Origin of the sequence: Vibrio sp. Sgm 5, assembly GCF_026241575.1 — a bacterium.
GTDB classification, from domain to species: domain Bacteria; phylum Pseudomonadota; class Gammaproteobacteria; order Enterobacterales; family Vibrionaceae; genus Vibrio; species Vibrio jasicida.
The window spans coordinates 1-23,190 of record NZ_JAPHPY010000066.1 but is presented as its reverse complement, the minus strand read 5'-3'; the positions used below and the strand labels follow the sequence as shown (position 1 = coordinate 23,190).

Here is a 23,190-nt window from a genome sequence, read left to right as displayed (position 1 = left end):
TTAAACTACAAACCATCCTTGAAGGCTACGAACTCGCAATGTCTCTTGATCACTAGACTTGTGATCAAGAGACAGGCTATCACAGCAGGCTTTAACGTATCTATACAGTTGATCATAAACGCGTCAATTAACGACGGCTCTCTTGTTTACGAAGCTCGAAATCAAACTCGTCAGGAAACAGCACGACGCCTTCTTCATTTTGGTTTGGGAACACCACAACAGACAGTTCGTCATCTTCTAGACCCGATGTCCAGCGACTGTGCCATTTGTTCAGCGAGATCGCTTCTGGCTCGCACTCTTCCCAATCACCCGTCGCCCATTGCTGTGCGAATTCTTCATTTGGCCATACTGGAACACAATCGTCGTCTTCGGTGTTCAGCATCACACAGCCGTGTTCATCCTTTAGAATCCACACTTTGCGGTTTGCTACAATCTCTTTCACACAGTATTTCAAACGCTGCTCTTCATTGTAGCGGTTGATGGTATCCATCTGCTCTTGGGTTAATGCTTCGGACATTTCTCGTCTCCTATTTTCCCATAGAAAAATGCCCACCTATCGGCGGGCATTTAAAGTATACGTTGGTAATAATGAAATTACACAAGCTCAGTTTGAAGCCAAGGCCAGCCTTGCTTCTTACGGCTTAGAGTGTTTTCCATCATTAGCATACCGTCTTTCTCGTGCTTAACAAGCTTCTCAGCCCACTCACCTTTGTAAAGAAGACGAGTTTGCGCAGTAGTGATGTCTGTTAGCATAACAGCAGCAAATGCTAGGTTGTCGTTTGCACAACGTGCTTCTAGATCCGCTTCTAGTGCTTCGATCATGCCGTCAACTTGGTCTAGAGTCGCAAGTTCAACCTGACCTACTACTACATCACGACCGTTGAATGGGTAACCTTTCAGGTCTTTTTCAACAAGTTCAGCGGCAGATAGACCTTCGATGTTTGTCTTAGCGATTAGAAGATCTTTAGTGAATGCGTCAACATCTTGTACGTCCGCAATAGCCGCTAGCTCAGCTACAGCATCTTTGTCTTTTTGAGTACAAGTTGGAGAAGCGAAACCTACTGTGTCAGAAAGAATAGCTGACATCATTAGCTTAGCAATTTGAGGCTTGATCTCGTGACCTTCAATCTTGAACATGTTGAACAGTACTGTGTTAGTACAACCAACAGGCCAGATCCATGCTTCCATTGGGTTTACTGTCATCACGTCACCTAGACGGTGGTGGTCAACAATACCTGCAACTTCTGCTTCAGCAATATCGTCTGGTGCTTGCGCTAGATCTGAGTAATCTACTAGCCAAACAGTTTCACCCGCGACTGAAGTGCGAAGTTCAGGAACTTCTGCGCCAGCCACTTCAAGGATGTGCTGAGTTTCACGGTTAATTTCGCCTTGGCGGATTGGCATCGCTTCAGTGCCACGCGCCTTTAGAAGTTCAGTTGCAACTAGTGCACTACAGATGCTGTCACTGTCTGGGTTCTTATGACCTACAACTAGAATCATGTTTCTTCCTATTCAAGTCAGTTTGATGCGCTTCCGAACGGGGGTGTATTGCATAGTGAATGACACCTTGGAAGCGGGTTTGCTCACAAAGGCCGATACTTTACCTGAAATTTTGCTTTTGTCCTAATTTCAAAACGTAAAAAAGGCTCAATAGCTTCGACCAACAAGCTGAGCAAGCATGAATTGCAGCACTAAGCCGCTTTAATCGTAACAAACGAAAAAGCCCAAGCAGTTTAACGCTTGGGCTTTAGAAGAGAGGTAGCTTAAAACTGCTTCACAGTATCACCGGAGCTCACTTCCACTTTTTGGTTCTTATAACTTGTGTAACAAAAAACAAAGATAAACTTGAGCGTCATGATCAGGATAATAGTTGGCGCTGGTGCGCTATCAATAAAGAAACTCAGATAAACACCCAAAAACGCGCTGAGTAACGAGATACACAATGCTAATAGCACCATGGTATGGAATCGGCGTGTTAGCAAAAATGCCGTGGCGCCTGGAGCAATAAGCATCGCAATCACTAAGATCATCCCCACCGCCTTTAAAGCTGCCACAATAGCCAGGGACAGAAGCGATAACAAACCATAGTGCAGGAACTTAACAGGCAAGCCAATTGCTTGGGCGTGCTGGTGGTCAAAAACAAACACCAGAAGGTCTTTACCCTTGAACACGGCAAAAAGAACCACCAGCAAAGCAACAATCGCCGCTTCGATAATATCGGCCCAACTGACCCCTAAAGCATCACCAAATAAGATATGGTCTAAATGAACGCCAACCTCAACTTTGGTCATTAAAACGAGGCCCAACGCAAACATAGCGGAGAAGACAACACCCATGATAGTGTCTTCTTTAATACGGCTATTTTCTTTCAAGTACCCCGTAGAAAGAGCACAGAAAATACCTGCAGCAAACGCACCAACTGTGTATGGAATCGCCAAGATATAAGCAATGACAACACCGGGTAAAATGGAGTGTGCGATGGCATCGCCCATCAATGACCATCCTTTCAATACAAGAAAGCACGAGAGCAAAGCCGTGGGAATAGCAACCAACAAGACGATTAAGAAAGCCTGCTGCATGAAGGTGAACGTAAATGGCATAAAGAGAGTATCAAGCATTTTTTTGCTCCTTACTCATCATTGGAATGGTTGAAGATCCATCACGCTGTTTTCGTGTCAATTGTTGCTTACTTTTACGCCTGATGGCGATTTGTCCATGTTTAGGAGCAAAGACAAACGCAGTTAAGAAGCAAGCAGTTTGCAGTAGCACAATGATTCCTCCTGTCGCACCATCGATGTAGTAGCTAATATAAGCTCCTAAAAACGAGCTCAATGCACCAATGATAACGGCATAAACGATCACCCTAGAGAATCGGTCGGTCATTAGGTAAGCCGTAGCCCCTGGAATCACCACCATGGCAATCACCAAAAACGCCCCTACCGTTTGTAGCGCTGCAACCGTACAGGCACTAAGAAGTGTAAAGAATAATACTTTGAGCTTGGTTGGATTCAGGCCAACACTCTGTGCGTGATTTTCATCGAAGAAAACCACCATTAGATCCTTCCATTTGACAAGTAATATTGCCAGCGATATACCCCCGATTATGACTAGCTGAAACGTATCCGTTGGTGTGATGGCCAATACGTTGCCTAAGACGATGGTTTGAATGTTAACCGCGGCAGGAAACAAAGAGACAAGAAATAAACCCAACCCAAAGAAGGAGGTAAAAATCAGGCCTATAATGGCATCTTCTTTTAATTTACTTCTTTGGCTTAAAAACAACATTCCTGCGGCTGCAAGACCGCCAGATAGAAACGCACCAAAGGCAAATGGCAGACCAAGCATGTAAGCTCCAGCAACACCGGGAACAATCGAGTGAGACAATGCATCACCAATCAATGACCAGCCCTTGAGCATCAGGTATGTCGATAAAAAGCCACAAACACCACCGATAAGCGCACTCACCCACATCGCATTTACCATGTAGCCGTAGTGAAATGGTTCAAGTAAATAATCCATTAAATGAACTCCTTACTTCTCAACTCGAGAAACAGGTACCGCTTGCTGCTCGCCATACATCACGACCGGGCGCTCGTGATCTGAAAGGACTGTCAGCTTACGTTCATCATCGTCTTCATGAAGGTCTTTACCGCCAAGGATGAAATGACGAAGGACCCCACCAAAAGCAAGTTCAAGGTTTTCAGGTGTGAAAACATCACGAGTCATACCAGATGCCAATACCGTTCGATTGATCAATACGGTACGGTCACAAAAGTCTGGAACACTGCCGAGGTTATGGGTAGAAACCAGCATCACTTTGCCTTCGTCACGTAGGTCACGAAGCAATGCCATGATTTGATCTTCGGTTTGAACATCGACCCCAGTAAAAGGTTCATCGAGTAAAATAACGTCGCTCTCTTGAGCCAATGCCCTTGCGAGAAATACTCGCTTTTTCTGACCGCCGGAAAGTTCCCCAATTTGGCGTTTTCTAAAAGGCGTCATGTTCACGCGATCCAGCGCGGCAGTCACCATGTCATGATCTTTTTTCTTTGGAATTCGCAACAACCCCATATGACCGTAACGTCCCATCATGACAACGTCTTCGACCAATACGGGAAAATTCCAGTCAATTTCTTCACTCTGTGGAACGTAAGCCACCACATTTTGCTTAAGTGCTTTTTTAGCTGGGAGGCCAAGGATCTCGACCGATCCTTGGCTCACCGGAACAAAACCCATGATCGATTTGAATAGCGTAGACTTACCACTTCCATTCACTCCAACAAGGGCCGTAATCGACCCTTTTGGAAGTGTAAAACTCGCGTCATACAGTGCGGTATGTCCGTTACGATAAGTGACGCTGATGTCCGATACTTTAATACCCGTCATTACTGCTCTAGACCCTCTGCAATTGTATTAGACGTCACTTGTAATAAATCCAAAAACGTAGGGACTGGACCATCTTGGCTACTTAGCGAGTCAACATAAAGGACACCTGCGTATGTCGCCCCCGTCTCTCGAGCAACTTGTTGCGCTGGCTTAGCAGAAACCGTGCTTTCGCTAAAGACCGCTGGAATTTTATTGGAGCGAACTTCATCAATGACACGTTTAACTTGTTGCGGTGTGCCTTGTGAATCTGCATTGATTGGCCATAGGTACAGCTCTTTTAAACCAAAATCGCGAGCTAAGTAGCTAAACGCCCCCTCACTGGTCACTAACCAACGTTGGTCTTCTGGGATTTGAGCGACTTTTTCACGGATTGGCTGCACCATGTCCATGATCTGCTTTTTGTAGACTTCTGCATTCTTCTGGTAAGTCTCCGCATTAACGCTGTCATATTTCACGAGAGCATCTCGAATATTGTCGACATAAATTAACGCGTCACTTGGGGACATCCAAGCATGTGGGTTGGGCTTACCACTGTATGGGCCTTGCGCGATGCTCATTGGTTTGATGCCTTCCGTGACAATCACACTTGGAACATCGTGCAGATTTTTGAAAAATTTCTTGAACCACAGTTCTAGGTTCAGTCCATTGTAAAGAATAAGGTCAGCGCCTTGAGCACGACGAATGTCTCCTGGCGTAGCTTGATAATTGTGGATTTCAGCGTCGGGCTTCGTAATGGATTCGACAACAGCAGCATCACCAGCAACATTTTTCGCCATGTCAGCGATAATGGTGAAGGTAGTCACGACTTTAAATTTCTCATCAGCCACCGCTGACGCACTCAATCCCAATGATAATAATGACAGAAGTACAGCTGCAGGTTTGGCTAAAGCACCAAGTTTCAATCTCATCCTTGTTTTCTCCAGAAGGCAAAGTTACTTTGAAAGTTAGAATGATTCTACATTCCAATAGCAACACTGCAAATGATAATTGTTATCATTTGCAGTGTTTTTAACTCTTATCTTATGAAAAGTGTGAGATCGTTTTGAACAGCCCTTTACACAGCCGTCACAATTGCTTTCGCATTCAATCCTTTATCTAAGTTGATCAACAATAATTGGCACGGCTCTTGGTTGATTTTTTCTCCGGTCCAAAAATCGTACCAATCGGTAGGTTGGTCGGCTGTGAGGGTAAATTCCATAGGTTCATCATTGGTGTAGTTAAACAAGCAATGTAGGTCATTCTTGGAGGTCAGCGGCAAAAATGCGTGATTTAAGCCTAACGCAGTAAACTTGGCAGCCTCTTGATTTCGACGCTGGCGCAGCATTAGTTTAGAGAGTGTCTTACTCGCAAATGACGTAATCTCTGGCAAAGGATCACCAGAAAGCAGTAAGCCACCACAAGCTAATAGAGCATTGCGATGAAATTGGTAGTCTTCTCGGGAAGCGGCTTGATTAGGTAATGAAGTGAACGTTGCGCAATCTGGATCAATTTGCCACAACTTACGATGTTGCCAACTGCGGAAGAAAGTCTCCTTAGCGATTTGCTCAAAGCGATGACTATGGCGCTCGACATCGTCAGACACACGCATTGCATCGACTAAGCCCAAAGAAGGCCACATTGGCGCGTTACAGCCTAATAGCCATGCATCCCCTGCCCCTTTGGCGATCGCTTCCATCCCCATGCGGTAGGCTTCTACACCGGTTACGCCCGATTGACTGCGCTTACCTTTTAAAGTGCCCCAGTAGTTTGCGTCTAATTTGAATAGCTCAACACCCCACTCTTCTCGCATGACAGATACGACGTAAGTTAAGTGATCTTGAACTTCAGGGTTTGAAGTATCGAGAATGTACCAAGGTGTACAGCGCCAACCACCATAGGTGACATCTTCAGCTTTCAGGAGGTCTCCGTCTTCGTGACGCACAAACCATTCAGGATGCTTTTTGAAGATTTCTGATTCTGGTTGGGCAATGAATGGTGCCATCCAGATCGCGGGCTTCTTGCCCTTCGCGCGAATGTTATGAATAAGCTCTTTTACACCACCAGAGAACTTATCAGAAGGCGTTAACCAATCGCCCATGAAAGCTTGGTAGCCATCATCCAACAATACCCATTCAAGCTCAGACAGCTTATCTTGCATGCATTCAACGTTTTCTAGGACGTTATTTTCAGTCACTTCCGCATAATACGCATACCAAGAACACCACCCAATTGGCGCATCTTGTAAAACACCATTACGCACGGAGTGATGTTCTGCAATCATCTCACTGTATTCAGCGTAGAGTTCAGACAGAGAATCACCACGTAAAACGGCAACAGATTCAAGGGTATTGTGCGCCCAATCGGCCACTTGTGTCATTTCACCATCGAGAGCAGCAGATAGAATCCAATGATCACCATGTTGAACAACATCAAAATAACCCGCAAAACGATGACATGAGGTGAAACCAAACAAGGTATAGCCTGCAGCATCTTCTACAACGAGATAGTTGTAGTAACGTTTTGGCGCATGTTCCGGATAGATTCGATACGACGCATTGTTATCAGGACAGCGGCCAATATCGACGGGGTGAGAAATGGTGCCCGAAGTTTGAGCGAGCATCTGGAAGCCGTCACCGATAACGGTCGCTCCTTGCTCATATAAGAAAGGCATTTCAAATAGTACTTCTCGTTCGCTGTAGGTTTTGTTGTGAATCCCCGCAAACGAAAAGTGCAGTTGGTTACCAACGACTTCGAACTGAAGATCGTTATCCATCACCGTTATTTCAGTGTGATTGGCCAATTGAATGGTTTGAGCCATAGAAAATCTACTCACTTGATTATTATTGTGTTGTTTCCTTCATTATCCTTTGCTTCTCTCCCCCAAATCGTTATCGACATCACGAATCGACATCGTTCCTAATTATATCAAATAAGTATTGAGAGAATGCTCACTGAAATTTTGGTTAAAAAAATACCAGCCCGAAGGCTGGTATTTCATTTAAAGCTTAGTGTTGTTATTAAGCAACTTCGATTGGACCACCGAATGAAGTCACTGGTGGAACTTTACCAGTGAATTTCTCGAAGTCTACGATACATGTGTTCGCAGAAGTCGCCTGTGCTAGCTCAGAAGAACCGATATCTTGAGTTAGTGTGTTAGGGTCACCGTAAGTACAGATTGCACCTACTTTCTCGTTTAGAGGACCGTACCATGCACCTTCTTCGATACGCACAACACCACGTGGGTAGCTGTCTGTTAGAACCGCACCAGCAAGAAGTTGACCACGGTCGTTAAATACACGTACCAAGTCACCGTCTTTAATGCCTTTTGCTTTCGCATCAGCTGGGTTGATGTATACAGGCTCGCGACCTTGAACAGCGTAAGTAGCACGGAAATCTTCAGATTCACACATCTGAGAGTGCAGACGCTTGTCCGGGTGGCAAGATTGTAGCCAGTACGGGTGTTTGTCAGAGCCAGGGCCACCGTGTGAACGTTCTGATTTCTCGAACCACATTGGGTGTTCTTGACAATGTTCGTAACCGTAACGACCGATCTTACGAGAAGTGATCTCGATGAAGCCAGAAGGCGTACCCAGAGGGTTGATTTCTGGATCTTTACGGAAGTCAGCGTGACGAACCCAAGGCTTACCTTCACCGAAGTCTAGTACGCTTTGTTCCCAGAACTCTTCAAATTCTGGCATCTCGAACTTACCGTCGTTCGCTTTCTTACAATCGTTGTACAGGCTACGGATCCATTCCATTTCGCTCATGCCACGAGTGTACTCGTCGCGACGACCAAAGCGTTGAGTCAACTCACTCATGATTTGGAAATCTGGCTTAGATTGGAACAATGGATCCACTAGGCGGTGCATAGCAACCAAACCTTTATTCGAGTATGAACCGTATACATCAATATCGTTACGTTCCCACTGAGTACATGCTGGTAGAACGATGTCAGAGAAACGACATGTTGCAGTCCACGCAAACTCAATAGTTACCACAGTCTGAAGCTTTTGGAATGCTTGCTTCATGCGGTTACGATCTTGGTGGTGGTGCCATGGGTTATTACCTGAGATCACCATCATCTTGAAGTCTGGAAGCTTAACTTTACCACCGTTGTAGTTGATCTCTTTACCTGGCTCTAGAAGACAGTCGATCCAACGTGCAACAGGGATAGTACGGCTGTAACCGTTAAAGTCGTTGTTATCCCACTTCGGTTTCATACCTGTGTCTAGGTTACGAGGGAAGCCACCAGGGCCCGCGAAACCAGTTGAAGGAACACCGATACTTGAGTAGTGGTGACCGTAAGAGATACCGCCACCTGGTAGACCGATTTGGCCAACCATTGCTGCCACAACTGCAGCTGCCCAGTATGGTTGTTCACCGTGCTCTTGACGCTGGATACACCAACCCATCAGGATTTGTGTACGGCCGTTTACTAACATGCGTGCGAATTCACGAATCTTGTCCGCTTTCACACCACAGATAGGTGCAGCCCACTCAGGCGTCTTAACAACTTTATCTTTCGTTTCACCTTGAACGTACTTGATGAAGTCTTCAAAACCTAGGCAGTAAGTCTCGATGAACTTCTTGTCGTATAGGTCTTCATTGTACAACACGTGCGCAACAGCAAGCATAAATGCTACGTCTGTTAGCGGGTTGATGTACAAGTGGTCATTTTCAAGGTAACGCTGAGTCTTGTTCTTCACTGGGTCTACAGATAGAACATTGATCTCACCTTTCGCTACTTTTTCTTTCAGTTGCGCTAGGTACTTAAATGACTCGTGCGTTTCACAGTTCCAACCTACCTGTAGGTTTTTCACTGGGTCGTTTGCCCAAAGAACGATATTGTCTGAGTTCTCTAGGATTTCAGACCAAGACGTACCTTGTGCGTATACTTCTGTAGAACCAAGTACGTAAGGCATGATGGTTTGACCCGCACCAGTAGAGTAGTCACCTACTTTAGTGATGAAGTTACCGTGCATACCTACCGCACGTTGCATGTGTGCAGTACAGTTGTTGAACGCACCAGTTTGGTTCCAACCTGTTTGACCTGCGTGTAGAGCCCATGGACCGTATTCTTTTTGAACACGCTCTAGCTCACGGTAGAACAGGTCTAGAGCTTCATCCCATGTAACACGGATGAAACGGTTGTTACCACGCGTTTCCGCGCTGTATTTGTGCTTTTTAAGCCAATCTAGACGAACCATTGGGTAACGAACACGTGATGGGCTGTAAATGATGCCCTTGATGCCGTTCAACATTTCTGTTGGGTTCTTATCTAGTTCTAGCGGTTTGATCTCTTGAACTTTACCCGCGTAGATGTGGGCGCGGAACGCGCCCCAGTGTGAACCTGTTACTTTCCAAGTACCCGTAGTCTCAGCTGCATTTGCAGATGCTGAAGCCAATAAGCTTGGACCGATAACTGACGCTGCACTTGTGGTTGCTACACCTTTAAGAAAACTTCTTCGTGTAATAGCCATTTAATTTACTCCAATCCGACGCTTATTAGTGGTGGCCTTCAGCATAATCTGAAGAGTGCTTCTGTAGGTACTTCAAGATCAGTGCTTCACTGTCTGTATCTAGGTTAACGAACGCTAGCATACCGTCAAACATACCTGGCCATGTATTCGCATCGAAGTGCGCTTCAGCTGGTTGTGTGTGACATACTGAACAGTTTGTTTTGTATGCTTCTGCTGATTTTTCCCATACAGGCGTGATGTCGTTCAGCATAGATTCTTTCTTGATCCATACTTTCGCAGCCACTTTTTCCCAAGGAAGACCTGTTAGCTCATCCACTTTCTTCTCACCAGCCGTTACAACGTCAGCGTCTGTTGCAGCGTCTTTAAGTAGAGAAGCTACTGCGATGTTTTTACCGAAGTCTTCTTGGATTACACGACCAAAGCCTTTCGCTTTACGCCAGCCATCGATTTCGATTTCAACGTAGTCGCCTTTTTCTTCAAGAACTTTCACTGTTGATGCTGGGTTTAGAAGACCTGCTTCTTTCGCACCTTTATCGTCGAAGTAGATTGGTAAGTGACGAACACTTACTAGCTCCTGACCTACACCGTAATCTGTGTTAGATGCCATACCTTCTAGGTCACCAACAATACCACCAATGCTGTCCATACCAGCTGGAAGTTTGTGCGCGATGCCTTTGTGACAGTCAACACAGCTCTGATCTTTTTCAGCAGCTTGTTTCATTTGGATACGAGCTGTTGGAGACATTTGCTCGAAATCCATAGAGTCGTAGTTGTGACAGTTTTTACACTCTAGAGATTTGTTTGCAGAGAAACGATCCCATTCGTGTTTAGCAAGTTCGATACGGCGCTCTTCAAAAACACCTGGTTCATCGTAGTTACCAAATACTTGTGCAAATACTTCTTTAGACGCTTGCATTTTACGAGCGATCTTATCTGTCCAGTTATGAGGAACGTGACAGTCAGGACAAGTTGCACGAACACCAGAGTGATTTTTCCAGTGAACAGTGTCTTGTAGTTCAACGTATACGTTGTCACGCATTGTGTGACAGCTGATACAGAATTCTTCTGTGTTGGTTGCTTCTAGGGCTGTGTTAAAGCCACCCCAGAAAATAACACCAGCGATGAAACCGCCCATAGTCAGCACACCAAGGCTGATATGAACTGCCGGGCGCGTCATAGTACGCCACAGTTTAATGATTAATGATTTCATTATTTGCTCTCTTAAAATCTTTTCTAAAGTGTGGTTATGAGCTCACTGGCTTACATGCCGTGCGCACCTGGGGGACCAAAGAAGAACACTTGAAGTGCCCAAACAATAAATCCGTAGCCACCTACGAAAGCCACACTCAGAATTGGGAAGAGAACAACTGCAATGAAGAGGAAAGACTTCCACTCCAGTGAGCGTTTTTCACCACTCTCAATTTTGTTAACATCACTCATACATTTGCCTATTTTGTATCTAGTGTTATTGGAAAGCCTGTGTTACCAAGCTTAAGTTTTTTACAATCTCTATTGGAAAATGTTAGACCATACTATCAGTAAGGTTCAATCAAATCTGACGCTTCATACCTTGTTATCCAACACTTTTTTGAGCTCATCCAGAGATGTGTTTGATTGATATTCTTTATTTAAAATTATTAACAGATGTGAAAAAATAAGTCTTTTGCAACCTTGTTAAAGATACAACATAAAGATAACTTTGTTTACATTTAAATGGATTTTTTCGTGCTACTAAACCGCTATTTTTTCGACTAAAGACAATACCTTGTGAACGTTATGTTAAGAAAAATTCACAGAATCCGACTGACTTTTTTGTCGATAAGTTTGCAAAAAAACAGAGCTTAGCAATTCATAAACCCATACTACTTCGTTAGAATCAAAGCGTTGTTTTTGGGGGAACATTTATGAATCAAGTTGTAGATATTAATTGGTTTGAGCTCGCACTTTTTAGTTTGATCCTTATCGTTCCCTTTACCATTAATACTCGATACAAATTAGGCATAGCCAAAGACACTGCCATCAGTATTGCCCGTATGACCGTACAACTGCTCTTAGTGGGTGTTTATCTTGAGTACCTATTTAAACTGAATAGCTTAACTGTGAATCTTGTCTGGTTGTTGGTCATGATTGTCGTTGGGGCGAGTTCGATTGTAGGCAAAGCGAACCTTCCCAAAAGACCGCTAATGCTCCCTCTCATCACAGGCTTAACGTGCAGCCTTTTTCCCCTACTCGCTGGCATAATCTTAGGCTTGGTAAAACCGGTCCCCTTCTACAACGCCCAGTACTTAATTCCTTTAGCTGGTATGCTGTTAGGGAACAGTTTGAGTAGTAATATTGTTGCTTTGCAAAACCTATTCACTGCGTTTGAACAACGAAAATCCGAGTACGAAGCCGCAATCTCACTTGGCGCTTCACCAAAATACGCGTCATTCCCTTTCCTTCAAGAAGCACTACGTAAGTCGCTTGCCCCAATCCTCGCCTCTATGGCAACAACGGGGTTAGTGACCCTTCCTGGGATGATGACAGGCCAAATCCTTGGTGGAGCTAGCCCAATGGTGGCAATTAAGTATCAATTGGTAATCATGTTGGCTATTTTCGTCATGCTAAGTGTGTCTGTTGCGATTACATTGGAAATGACATTGAGCTGTGTACAAACAAGAGAAGGTCGCGTGAAAGTTAAGTTTATCAACAAGGATTAACTAGTCGAATGGCGAATACATGACCACATAAGCGTCTCATTTTATGAATTTTTCTTGTTCCAAAAAGATACACACGATCTTTAAGACAGGTTATCCACAGAAAATGTGGATAAACCACCAAAACCCATAAGCAACCAGAAACATAACATCAATTAGAAGCCATTATCTCCCACGCCCCCCAAATGGTCATAAAGCAGTCATTCAACTGACATATGGAGACTCTAGAGTGCAGTTAACCACAAAGGGAGGAGTCACTATGGATAAGTTAATCATGCAGGAAAACGCAGATGAATTGCTGTCAGATTCACCAGTGGACTGGTTGGTACAAGAGCCAAGAGAAATAACGTCTCACTGGAATCCGAAGGAGTTTGGTATTAACGAAGAGTTAATCTAACCCTTTCAAACGGCAGATAAAAGAAAGGCAAGCCCAAGTTGGCTTGCCTTTTTCAATTCTATTTAAGGTGCTTATCTTCATCGCGTAGATAAATCATCCAATACCACATGCCTACGAAGACACCGCCACCAATGATATTGCCAATCGTTACAGGAATAAGATTGTTCATGATAAAGCCAACCATATTCAAATCTGCATAATCTGCGATATTCGCGCCTGTCATTTGCCAGAACGATTCTGGAGCGAAGTATTTAATACCAATCGCCATCGGCACTTGGAACATGTTTGCAATACAGTGTTCAAAACCTGCTGATACAAACATCGCTACAGGCAGAATCATAACGGCAATTTTGTCTGTTAGCGTACGACCACTGAAGGTCATCCAAACCGCGATACAAACTAAAACGTTACACATGATGCCCAGCGCAATCGCTTGGAAGAAGCCATGATGCAGTTTGTGCTGAGAAATAGCCATCGCATTCAGACCTACTTGGCCACCATCGAACATATATTGCTTAGTGATCAACATACATACCACCAGCAATATTGCGCCAACCATGTTACCGAAGTACACAACCAGCCAATTCTTCATTAAGGCTTTCCATGAAATCTTGCCGCTTGCGCGTGCAACCAGTGTGAGTACAGAACTGGTAAACAACTCACCACCTGTCACCACGACTAGAATAAGACCAAGACTAAAAGCCAAACCACCGATTAAGCGAGTAATACCCCAAGGCATATCGCCCGCACCAGTGGTAACGGTTGTATAGAAAATGAAAGCGATACCGATATGAAGACCTGCTGAAATAGCGAGCAGAAAAGACTTCATTGGGGCTTTAGTCGCTTTGCCAACACCTACTTCGGCGGCACGTTCAGCAGCCTGAGGTGGTAAGAGTGAGTCAAACTGATTGAAGTTCATGGAAGTGTAACATTTAGAAACAATTAACGAGGCGCGGATAATCGCTCCATTTCCAGAGTTTTTCAAGGGCTATTTTTCATGTTTACTCAATTTGTTGTTGCTGAGAGAGTGATCGATAAAACTCAACTATGAGTTCTTGTCTTAACCATCATTAATATTTGGGAGCGATGTTTACCATCGAATAAAAATTCCGCGTTATATCAGGCCGATAGCGCCACACTTAACACTTCTCACGGTTTTCTATTGCTCAACCTAAGTTTTCAGACTAGCTTGGATAAAAAAGCACAAAGGAATTACCTATGAAATATTCAGCTGACCACATCGCCGAACTGAACCTACTTCTTCAATTCGACTTAACCAGTGCAGCTACGGGCATTAAAGTCCACAAAGAAGCTTCAGAAGACATGCAGGCAGCGGTTGCCCGCCTATACGAAAAACAACTATGCACTCAGCCTGATGGTGGTTATTTAACCGACGAAGGAATCGAAGTTGCAGAACATGCCGACAAGATCCTTCGAGTTCTTTCAGCAGAGTAATCTCACAAGTTTGTTCCAATCTTCTTAGTAAAAAGCCACTCTTTTCGGTGGCTTTTCTGTTTTTGTCATTCGTTCTGAATTCTTATTGGGTGATCAGCTTTTTCATTTTGCCGTAAGGTTTGACCTTGTCATAAACCCAATTAAAGCCAGTTGCATAAAACAAAAAGAAGATTAAGAATCCAGCTTCTAATGCGAGTGCTTGCAGCAATGTAATTTGTAAGAACCACGCAATGACCGGAATGGTGATAAATATCAACCCACCTTCAAATCCAACCGTGTGACCAATACGCACCATTAAACTTCTTTCTTCTCGGTTTGACCCAAACCATTTGTCAAAATACAAATTGTAAATGTAGTTCCAGACTACCGTATACAAGCTCAACCCAATACCAACGACAGCCAAATCGCTTGAGCCTTTCCCTGTGACAAGTGAAGCCGCTGGGATAATCATCGCCAATGCAAACAGCTCAAATAGAATAGCGTGAAAGATACGTTCGTTACGTGCCATGTGTTTTTACCTAAATTGTTCTACTCAATGGCTGACATTTTATCTATCATCTAGATAAGTAAAAGTTAGATACCATCGGTAAAAACGATATGTTTACTATTGAACAACTACAGGCCTTTGTCGCAACTTCTAAAGCAGGATCTTTCTCTGCAGCTGCACGAAAACTTGGACGAGCTCAGTCCGTGGTAAGCCAGCACGTGATGAACATGGAGCTCGATTGTGGCGTCGATCTGTTTGATAGAACAGGACGCTACCCAAAACTCACCGAAAAAGGCCATGAACTTTTGCCCTACGCGTTAGCCACCATCAGTCAACTCGACCGACTGAATAACAAAGCATCTCAATTGTTTTCACCACACGCGACGCAGTTTATTCTTGCGGTTGACGAAGGTATCCCACTGACTAACCTACCCCAAGCACTCAAAAATCTAGAGCAACAATTCCCATATATCCAAGTTGAGTGTTTAACAGGCTCCAGTCCAGATATCATCGAACTCGTTAAATCAGGTCGAGCAACCACAGGTATTATCCTCAGCGACTTACAAATGCCACAGAATATCGATTACTCAAACCTAGGTAATATCGGTTTTGACGTTTTTGTTTCTTCCCAGCATCCTTTAGCGAAACAAAAAGTGCGTCATATCGATGAGTTAAAGCAACATAGACAACTGGTTATACGTTCAAAAAATACCGATACGAGCGGACTCAATCAGGCGGTTAGCCCAGATATCTGGTACGCTGATAATTATTACATCTTATTAGAACTGGCAAATAAGGGATTTGGTTGGTGTTTTCTTCCAAACCATTTGGTGTCACATGCTCCCAATACGCTGATCAAAATTGGCGAAGAATTCACAAAACTGGCATGGCAAGTCAACATCGATCTGATACAACATCAGAAATGGCACTCCGATCCTCTACACCAACAAGCCAGATTAGAATTACAAACCCTGTTTGAATCTTAATCAGGGATGAAGAAGTAGGAACTTACAGATGGCAAATACATTGATCGTCGGCGCAGGCTGGTTAGGCACACCACTTGCACAAACGCTTATTGACCAAGGACATCAAGTTATCGTCACTCGACGCAGCCAAACTCGATTGGATGAGTTTCCAATACCTCCCGTTCAAACTGCTCTGCTCGATCTCAATGAACCGAACTCTGAGCAGCGACTCATTGATATCATCAAACAGCACCATATCGAACGTATTGTCGGCGCTTTCCCTCCTGGCTTTCGTAAAGGAAATGGGCAAGAGTACGCACAGCAATGGCATCGCTTAAGTAAAGCGGTGAAAGTGAGTAGCGTTGAAAAGATTTTGATGGTCAGCTCAACGACGGTATACCCAAACCTAGCCGTCGATATGAAAGAAGAAGACGCCACATTGGCATTGGCCCAGACGAAAGAACACTTCTCTGACAACGCCCGCATTATGCTACAAGCTGAACAATACGTGATTGAGTCCGGTATCGATTACGCCATCGTCCGTTGTAGTGGTTTAATTGGCTCTGACCGCCACCCTTCTCGCTTTGCACTGCGATTGAAACAAGTGAGCCGTAAAGCCCCTGCGAATATGGTGCATCAAAACGATGCTGTGGCGGCAACGGCTTTCGCTCTCAATCAAATCAGCAATGAAGTTGTAAACGCCACAACGCCGAATACCGTCAGCAAAGCCGAATTTTACCAAGCAGCCATTACAAGAAGTGATTTAGAGATTGCCCTCCCACCAGTCACTGAAACTGCCGATAAACGAATCCTTGCTGACAAGCTTATTGCGCTTGGCTACCAGTTCCAATTCAACTCAACGCTGGATGCACTATGAAACTCTATCAACACATCGAAACCTTGTGGGACTACATGCAGCTCAAACATGACTTAAAATCAGCTGACTGCTTGTTTGTTATGTGCAGTAATGACCTGCGTGTTGCTGAATACGCCGCTAAGCTTTACCACCAAAAACTTGCGCCCTTGATTGTGTTTTCTGGAGGTGAAGGGCGATTTACAGATGGCTTGTTTGAGAAAAGCGAAGCCGAAACCTTTGCTGAAATTGCGAGAATCGCTGGCGTCCCAAGTGAGTCCATTGTTGTAGAGACAAAATCGAGCAACAGCGGCGAGAATGTTCGATTCACTGAACAGTTGTTGATAGAAAAAGGGATCAGCTGTGATTCTCTGATTCTAGTTCAGAAGCCATTTATGGAAAGACGCGCCATCGCCACTTTCGAAAAACAGTGGCAATCTTCATATTCACAACTACTAGTGACCTCAACCGCACATCCTTTCTTTGAATACATCAATGAAGACATGCCGTTGATGATGGTTTTAGCCGCGTTAATGGAAGATTTTTCTAGGATTAAAACCTACCCAGAAAAAGGCTTTCAAACCGAGCAAGAAATTCCTGCTCACGTTGAATCCTCTTATCAAGCACTGCAAGAAAAGTTTGAATTTGGTCTAGTGTAATTCTTCACTCAACCACCTGCTAACAAACAATAAAAAAGCCACCAAATCTGGTGGCTTTCTCTTATCAAGAGCCGTTTACTTGCCAAGTGCTTCTTTGTAGTGTTGGCGACAAACCGATACATAGCTGTCATTCCCACCAATAGCAACTTGATCGCCTTCTTTGATAGCAACGCCGCTTTCGTCAGTACGAATCACCATATTTGCTTTACGGCCACAGTGACAGATAGTTTTTAATTCGACCAATTTGTCAGCCCAAGACAATAGGTACTTGCTGCCTTCAAAAAGTTCGCCAAGAAAATCGGTACGAAGGCCATAGCAAAGTACTGGAATATGAAGCTTATCAACCACCTCAGTTAGTTGGTAAACCTGTTCTTTTGACAAGAACTGACATTCATCAACCAAAATACAGTGGCGTTTTTCCACTTCATTCAGTGCAGCGATTTCTTGATATAGGTTGGAATCATGACGGAACAGCTGTGCGTCTGATTGCAAACCAATACGTGAACTTACCTTGCCAACACCGTAGCGATCATCAAGTGCCGCAGTGAAAATCACTGGCGTCATACCGCGCTCTTGGTAGTTGAAAGAAGATTGAAGAAGAGTCGTTGATTTACCCGCGTTCATCGCCGAGTAATAGAAATACATCTGAGCCACAGAGCACTACCTTCGTTAAAGTTTAGAATTTATAAAAGCTTGTAAAGAAAAGGGCTGAATCATCAGCCCCTTTTTAAGATTCAATCGTTATTTACGACGCCACGTTGTGCCTTCCGGCCCGTCTTCTAGAACGATACCCATTTCAGTCAGCTTGTCACGAGCCATATCTGCGTTAGCCCAGTCTTTCGCTGCACGAGAATCGTTACGTAGCTTAATTAGTGCTTCGATTTCAGCCACTTCATCGTCGTCACCTGCATCACCTTTTAGGAACGCTTCTGGATCTTGGTGAAGAATACCGATCACGTCAGCCAGTTCACGCATTAGCGCACCTAGCTCGCTCGCTTTCTCTAGATTTTCTGTCTTCAGACGGTTTACTTCACGCGCCATGTCAAACAGTACCGAGTAAGCTTCTGGTGTGTTGAAGTCATCGTTCATCGCTGCTGTATAGCGAGTTACGTACTCTTCACCACCGGCTGGCGCAGCATTTAGATCCAGACCACGTAGAGATGTGTATAGACGCTCAAGAGACGCGCGTGCTTGGTTTAGGTTGTCTTCGCTGTAGTTTAGCTGGCTACGGTAGTGACCAGACATTAGGAAGTAACGAACTGTCTCAGCATCGTAATGACCTAGAACGTCACGAATAGTAAAGAAGTTACCTAGAGACTTAGACATCTTCTCACGATCGACCATTACCATGCCGCTGTGCATCCATGTGTTCACGTATTGCGTGTCATGAGCGCAGCATGATTGCGCGATTTCGTTCTCGTGGTGTGGGAACTGAAGGTCAGAACCGCCGCCATGAATATCGAAATGGTTGCCTAGGATTGACGAGTTCATTGCAGAACATTCGATGTGCCAACCTGGACGACCCGCGCCCCATGGCGATTCCCATGTTGGTTCACCTGGTTTAGACATCTTCCAAAGTACGAAGTCTAACGGGCTGCGTTTTGCAGTTTCGATATCAACACGAGCACCAGCTTGAAGCTGATCAAGGTCTTGCTTAGACAGCTTGCCGTATTCGTTGAACTTACCTACTTCAAACATTACGTCGCCATTGTCTGCAACGTAAGCAAAACCACGCTCGATTAGTTTTTCAACCAGCTCGATGATTTCTGCGATAAATTCAGTTGCACGAGGCTCAACGTCCGGACGCTTCATGTTTAGTGCATCAAAGTCCGCATGCATTTCGCCGATTAAACGTTCAGTCAGAGAATCACAAGACTCACCATTTTCTGCCGCACGCTTGATGATTTTGTCATCAATATCAGTGATATTACGTACAAATGTTAGATCGTAACCTAGGTAACGAAGGTAGCGAGACACAACGTCAAAAGAAACAAACGTACGACCGTGACCAATGTGACAGAGATCGTAAATGGTAACTCCACAGACATACATGCCAACTTTGCCGGCTGTAATTGGTTTGAATTCCTCTTTCTGTCTTGTCAGTGTGTTATATATCTTTAACATGATCTCTATCTATGCTTGTGAATGAATTACGAGAACAAGGAGTATATCAACTCCGACCTTATTAGGTAATAGCAATTAACGGATAAAACGATAATCGGCTAAACTTCAAGCACAAAGCGTATATTTTGATGATCCTGAGTTTTCCATGCGTATTAACTTAGGCTAGAATCCCTCTTTGAATACAACATAGTAAAGGAAAGTAGCATGATCACCCTTCACACTAATTTTGGTGACATCAAGATTCAACTAAACGAAGAGAAAGCGCCAGAAACAAGCGCAAACTTCCTTCAGTACTGCCGCGACGGTTTCTACGACAACACACTTTTCCACCGTGTTATTGATGGCTTCATGATCCAAGGTGGCGGTATGGAGTCTGGTCTACGTGAAAAAGCGTCACGTGCACCTATCAAGAACGAAGCAAACAACGGTCTTAGCAACAAAGTGGGTACACTTGCTATGGCACGTACTATGGAGCCGCATTCAGCAAGCTCTCAGTTCTTCATCAACGTAAACAACAACACGTTCCTAGACTTCCGTAGCGAAAGCCTAGATGGTTGGGGTTACTGTGTATTCGGTGAAGTAATCGAAGGCATGGACATCGTAAACAAGATCAAAGGCGTTAGCACTGGTTCTTACGGCATGCACCAAGACGTACCTCTAGAAGACGTAACGATCACTGGTACAACAATCGAAGAGTAATTCATACGAATTACCAAAGAGATAAGTTAGTGGGGAGGCATCGCCTCCCCTTATTTCTATGACGACATTATTTATATCTGATCTTCACCTCGCCCCTTCCCGTCCGGACATTACCGAATGCTTCGAGACTTTTATGCGAACAGAAGCCATCAAGGCTGAAGCCCTGTACGTACTTGGTGACTTATTCGAATTCTGGGTTGGCGATGATGATAACACCCCTTTTGCAGACCAAATCCGTGCGGAATTTAAAACACTAACGGATATGGGCGTCCCTGTTTATTTTATCCAAGGTAACCGAGACTTCTTATTGGGCAAACGCTTTTGTAAGGAAACGGGCATCACATTACTCGACGACGTGTGCACAATTGATCTTTACGGCCAAAAAGCCGTCATTTTACACGGGGACACCCTTTGCATTGACGACATCAAATACCAAGAGTTTCGCAAGACGGTTCACAAACCTTGGTTACAATGGCTTTTTAATCGTATTCCATGGTTTGTTAAAAAAAGAATTGTCTCTAAAGTTCAATCGGATATTCGCGATGACAAAAAGACTAAGTCTCTCGATATCATGGATGTGAACCAAGGTGAAATTGAACACGTGCTGTCTCAGAATTGCGTCAACCTGATGATTCATGGACACACTCATCGCCCAAATACACATTTTTTCGAGCTAAATGGTGTTAAAACCACTCGCATTGTCTTAGGTGATTGGTATACCCAAGGCTCAGTTTTACAAGTAAATTCTGGTGGTTTTGACCTTCAAACACGGCCGTTTCACACAGAAATGAAGTAAAGCCTGCCAAGCATGTAAAAGATTGACGCTCAAAGCATAGAAATTTTGCAGAAAATCGCTATCATCGTAATACTAATTTAAACAGAACATAATACCGCATTGAAGTATTCATACGTAGCTCGCCAACCGATTCTGGATAGAGAAAAACGTACCATTGGGTACGAGCTTCTCTTTCGTGACGGTCCGAAAAATACCTTCCCAGAAGTAGAACCTGAGCTGGCTACTAGTCGACTTCTATCTGATCATTTCCTATCAACGCACTACAGCACGCTGGGCGATAAACTTGGCTTTGTTAACTTTCCCTACCAAAGCTTAGTTAACCTTGTACCAACTTTATTCCCAAATGAATCCTTAGTGGTTGAAGTTCTCGAAGACTGTGAACCGACGGATGAGTTGTTGAATGCCATTAAACACCTTCATGCTTCTGGCTATCGCGTAGCGTTAGATGACTTTGTTCCAACCAAAGCTTGGAAACGCTTCTTACCTTACGTCGCTATCATCAAATTCGACATTCGCTTAGTGCCGATAGACAAGGCCGCCATTTATATTCAAGCCCTGTCTCATTTTGATATTGATTTCTTGGCCGAGAAAGTTGAAACCTATGAAGAATTCGAGCAAGCAATGGACGCGGGTTTTAACTATTTTCAAGGGTACTTTTTTAGCAAACCAGAACTGATTCAGAAGAAACGCCTCAATCCAGCGTTTCTAACGGTGATTCAGTTGTGTAAAGAAATTGCCGACAAGCCGATTAACTTTAACGAAGTCGAGCGTTTATTCTCTATCGACGTCACGCTGTCGTACAAGCTTCTGACTTATGTCAATTCTGGCTACACCCTCACCACTAAGATCAAATCTTTCCGTCAAGCATTGGTTTATCTAGGCGAAGAACGTTTAAGACGCTTTATTTCTCTTGTTGCAATTGCTTCGGTACATGAAGACAAGCCTGACTCTCTATACTCATTAGCGATTCAACGCGCACGTATGTGTGAGATTTTGTTGAGCCAAATGAAAACCAAATATGACCCAGGTCAGGCATTTCTTACTGGGATGTTTTCACTGTTAGGCTCTCTCCTCGACCAACCTCTTGAAGATGTCATCAGTGATATACCTGTCGATGAAGAAATTAAACATGCCTTAACTGGGCACAAAGGTGTTTTGGGTTACCTTCTCTCAATGATCATCGCTTACGAGAAAGCAGATTGGGAAATGACAGAGAAATACTGTACCGCCCTAAAACTCACTGAGCCACAATTAGCCAAAGCGTTTAGCCAATCCACGGCTTGGGCTCAAGAACTGCTGTCTCAAACGCCCTAAACGGCTATAATGCCCCAAAGAATACCTGCAACCTCACTTATGTGAGGTTGTTTGTTTTTACCGCTTAATTAATCGAGATTTCATTTTATGGCTTCTTCTTGTCCTTGCGGCTCTAACCGCACCTACCAACAGTGTTGTGAAATTGCCCACAATAACCATGCTGACGTCACCACTCCAGAGCAGTTAATGCGCTCTCGTTACAGTGCGCATGTGTTAGGTCTAGTGGATTACGTGGTGAACACGTACCACCCAAGCTGTAATGCAGAAGAGCAACGTGAAGGCATTGCCCAATCCATCGAAAGCGATTGGTGCAAGCTTGAGGTAGTAAAAGCCGAAGCGAGTAGCAACGAGAATGAAGGTTTTGTTGAATTCAACGCTTACTTTGACGAAGACGGCAAACGCTACTGCATGACCGAGCGTTCTCGTTTCGTGAAAGAAGATGGGCTTTGGTACTACATTGACGGCACATTTCCAGAAGACGAGAAAGAGCCTGAACAAGATCCTCGCTTAAGCCAACCGGTAAGCAGCCTAAAGGTCGGTCGTAACGATCCGTGTATCTGTGGAAGCGGTAAGAAATTTAAGAAGTGTTGTGGGTAATCGCACCCACGCCTAGCTTATTAAGCCTGCTTTAATGAGATTCCTGATCTCGCCTAGGCTCGTCGGAATGACGTAAAATGTTCTTCGATTTGAAATAAGTAACGCGGTCTCAAGTACCATTACAAAGTATATCGTCATTCTCAACAACGAAGAACAAGCGTGATTCAGAATCTAATCACCTTAAGCTCTGCTGTCAGGTTTCCCCATCGAATCAAGAATATTAGATTAAAAAATGTATGGTCCGCCCCGTTATTGCAACTACAATTTAGTAATAACGGAGTTGGTTTGCGCTAATGTATTCGG

Annotated in this window: 24 protein-coding genes; 10 read left to right on the top strand and 14 right to left on the bottom strand. The window is 44.2% G+C overall.

Features of this window, described 5'->3' with window-relative positions; all coding sequences use genetic code 11:
• Positions 1-127 precede the first annotated feature (127 nt).
• The 10 genes from OQJ86_RS23770 to torE all read right to left on the bottom strand — a co-directional run bounded on the left by OQJ86_RS23770 (position 128) and on the right by torE (position 11,285).
• Positions 128-517 carry a DUF2750 domain-containing protein gene (locus tag OQJ86_RS23770; RefSeq protein WP_005437260.1) on the bottom strand — a complete coding sequence of 130 codons (390 nt, stop codon included), beginning with the start codon at positions 515-517 and terminating at the stop codon, positions 128-130.
• Between the two features lie 77 nt (positions 518-594).
• Positions 595-1,500 (bottom strand): manganese-dependent inorganic pyrophosphatase, encoded by a 906-nt coding sequence (locus OQJ86_RS23765; RefSeq protein ID WP_038873640.1) that lies wholly within the window; start codon positions 1,498-1,500, stop codon positions 595-597.
• A gap of 263 nt (positions 1,501-1,763) precedes the next feature.
• Positions 1,764-2,618 carry a metal ABC transporter permease gene (locus OQJ86_RS23760; RefSeq protein ID WP_265991523.1) on the bottom strand — a complete coding sequence of 285 codons (855 nt, stop codon included), beginning with the start codon at positions 2,616-2,618 and terminating at the stop codon, positions 1,764-1,766.
• Complete coding sequence (locus OQJ86_RS23755) at positions 2,611-3,519, bottom strand: metal ABC transporter permease (protein WP_038881427.1); 909 nt, start codon at positions 3,517-3,519, stop codon at positions 2,611-2,613. The genes OQJ86_RS23760 and OQJ86_RS23755 overlap by 8 nt, the downstream gene beginning before the upstream one ends.
• A 12-nt stretch (positions 3,520-3,531) precedes the next feature.
• Positions 3,532-4,386, bottom strand: a complete 855-nt coding sequence (locus OQJ86_RS23750) for a manganese/iron ABC transporter ATP-binding protein (RefSeq protein ID WP_039976888.1) — start codon at positions 4,384-4,386, stop codon at positions 3,532-3,534.
• The gene (locus OQJ86_RS23745) at positions 4,386-5,294 is read right to left on the bottom strand and encodes a metal ABC transporter substrate-binding protein (protein ID WP_039976889.1); all 909 of its coding nucleotides are present in this window, start codon (positions 5,292-5,294) and stop codon (positions 4,386-4,388) included. The genes OQJ86_RS23750 and OQJ86_RS23745 overlap by 1 nt, the downstream gene beginning before the upstream one ends.
• Before the next feature lie 146 nt (positions 5,295-5,440).
• Complete coding sequence (locus tag OQJ86_RS23740) at positions 5,441-7,183, bottom strand: glycoside hydrolase family 36 protein (RefSeq protein WP_104038463.1); 1,743 nt, start codon at positions 7,181-7,183, stop codon at positions 5,441-5,443.
• A gap of 199 nt (positions 7,184-7,382) precedes the next feature.
• Positions 7,383-9,845: a trimethylamine-N-oxide reductase TorA gene (gene torA / locus OQJ86_RS23735; protein WP_038873657.1), complete on the bottom strand. Its 2,463-nt coding sequence runs from the start codon at positions 9,843-9,845 to the stop codon at positions 7,383-7,385.
• 25 nt (positions 9,846-9,870) lie between these two features.
• Entirely contained in the window at positions 9,871-11,055 is a 1,185-nt protein-coding gene (gene torC, locus OQJ86_RS23730; protein WP_038873660.1) for a pentaheme c-type cytochrome TorC, read from the bottom strand.
• Between the two features lie 50 nt (positions 11,056-11,105).
• Positions 11,106-11,285, bottom strand: coding sequence for a trimethylamine N-oxide reductase system protein TorE (gene torE / locus OQJ86_RS23725; protein WP_005450728.1), 180 nt, complete (start codon positions 11,283-11,285; stop codon positions 11,106-11,108).
• 464 nt (positions 11,286-11,749) lie between these two features.
• Here torE and OQJ86_RS23720 point away from each other — a divergent pair, with 464 nt between their 5' ends.
• The gene (locus tag OQJ86_RS23720) at positions 11,750-12,544 is read left to right on the top strand and encodes an ABC transporter permease (RefSeq protein WP_045495691.1); all 795 of its coding nucleotides are present in this window, start codon (positions 11,750-11,752) and stop codon (positions 12,542-12,544) included.
• A gap of 256 nt (positions 12,545-12,800) precedes the next feature.
• Complete coding sequence (locus tag OQJ86_RS23715) at positions 12,801-12,938, top strand: hypothetical protein (protein ID WP_102389571.1); 138 nt, start codon at positions 12,801-12,803, stop codon at positions 12,936-12,938.
• Positions 12,939-12,996: 58 nt separating this feature from the next.
• Here OQJ86_RS23715 and focA read toward each other — a convergent pair whose 3' ends face one another.
• Positions 12,997-13,857, bottom strand: a complete 861-nt coding sequence (gene focA, locus OQJ86_RS23710; protein WP_038873665.1) for a formate transporter FocA — start codon at positions 13,855-13,857, stop codon at positions 12,997-12,999.
• Between the two features lie 299 nt (positions 13,858-14,156).
• Between focA and OQJ86_RS23705 the strand changes: the two genes are divergently transcribed.
• Positions 14,157-14,393, top strand: coding sequence for a TIGR02647 family protein (locus OQJ86_RS23705; protein ID WP_038873668.1), 237 nt, complete (start codon positions 14,157-14,159; stop codon positions 14,391-14,393).
• A gap of 82 nt (positions 14,394-14,475) precedes the next feature.
• Here the strand turns inward: OQJ86_RS23705 and OQJ86_RS23700 are convergent, their stop codons facing one another.
• Positions 14,476-14,901, bottom strand: a complete 426-nt coding sequence (locus OQJ86_RS23700; protein WP_265991471.1) for a PACE efflux transporter — start codon at positions 14,899-14,901, stop codon at positions 14,476-14,478.
• Positions 14,902-14,990: 89 nt separating this feature from the next.
• Here OQJ86_RS23700 and OQJ86_RS23695 point away from each other — a divergent pair, with 89 nt between their 5' ends.
• From OQJ86_RS23695 to OQJ86_RS23685, 3 genes are read left to right on the top strand one after another with little or no spacing between them, the layout of a single operon-like run.
• Positions 14,991-15,866 carry a LysR family transcriptional regulator gene (locus OQJ86_RS23695; protein ID WP_265991469.1) on the top strand — a complete coding sequence of 292 codons (876 nt, stop codon included), beginning with the start codon at positions 14,991-14,993 and terminating at the stop codon, positions 15,864-15,866.
• 28 nt (positions 15,867-15,894) lie between these two features.
• Positions 15,895-16,722, top strand: coding sequence for an NAD(P)H-binding protein (locus OQJ86_RS23690; RefSeq protein WP_265991467.1), 828 nt, complete (start codon positions 15,895-15,897; stop codon positions 16,720-16,722).
• Positions 16,719-17,357: a YdcF family protein gene (locus OQJ86_RS23685; RefSeq protein WP_038881439.1), complete on the top strand. Its 639-nt coding sequence runs from the start codon at positions 16,719-16,721 to the stop codon at positions 17,355-17,357. Before OQJ86_RS23690 ends, OQJ86_RS23685 begins: the two co-directional genes overlap by 4 nt.
• Positions 17,358-17,432: 75 nt before the next feature.
• On the opposite strand, the gene OQJ86_RS23680 is transcribed toward OQJ86_RS23685, so the two are convergent.
• Positions 17,433-18,011 (bottom strand): thymidine kinase, encoded by a 579-nt coding sequence (locus OQJ86_RS23680; protein WP_038867139.1) that lies wholly within the window; start codon positions 18,009-18,011, stop codon positions 17,433-17,435.
• Positions 18,012-18,098: 87 nt separating this feature from the next.
• Positions 18,099-19,481 carry a cysteine--tRNA ligase gene (gene cysS, locus OQJ86_RS23675; protein ID WP_038867137.1) on the bottom strand — a complete coding sequence of 461 codons (1,383 nt, stop codon included), beginning with the start codon at positions 19,479-19,481 and terminating at the stop codon, positions 18,099-18,101.
• Positions 19,482-19,685: 204 nt separating this feature from the next.
• On the opposite strand from cysS, the gene OQJ86_RS23670 reads away from it, so the two are divergent.
• The 4 genes from OQJ86_RS23670 to OQJ86_RS23655 all read left to right on the top strand — a co-directional run bounded on the left by OQJ86_RS23670 (position 19,686) and on the right by OQJ86_RS23655 (position 22,887).
• Positions 19,686-20,180 carry a peptidylprolyl isomerase gene (locus OQJ86_RS23670; RefSeq protein ID WP_038867134.1) on the top strand — a complete coding sequence of 165 codons (495 nt, stop codon included), beginning with the start codon at positions 19,686-19,688 and terminating at the stop codon, positions 20,178-20,180.
• Positions 20,181-20,238: 58 nt separating this feature from the next.
• Positions 20,239-20,976, top strand: coding sequence for a UDP-2,3-diacylglucosamine diphosphatase (gene lpxH / locus OQJ86_RS23665; RefSeq protein ID WP_265991461.1), 738 nt, complete (start codon positions 20,239-20,241; stop codon positions 20,974-20,976).
• A 99-nt stretch (positions 20,977-21,075) separates the two neighbouring features.
• A complete protein-coding gene (locus OQJ86_RS23660; RefSeq protein WP_265991459.1) occupies positions 21,076-22,290 on the top strand; it encodes an EAL and HDOD domain-containing protein in 1,215 nt (404 codons plus the stop codon).
• 87 nt (positions 22,291-22,377) lie between these two features.
• On the top strand, positions 22,378-22,887 hold the full coding sequence (locus tag OQJ86_RS23655) for a YchJ family protein (RefSeq protein WP_063344748.1): 510 nt from the start codon (positions 22,378-22,380) through the stop codon (positions 22,885-22,887).
• Positions 22,888-23,190 lie beyond the last annotated feature (303 nt).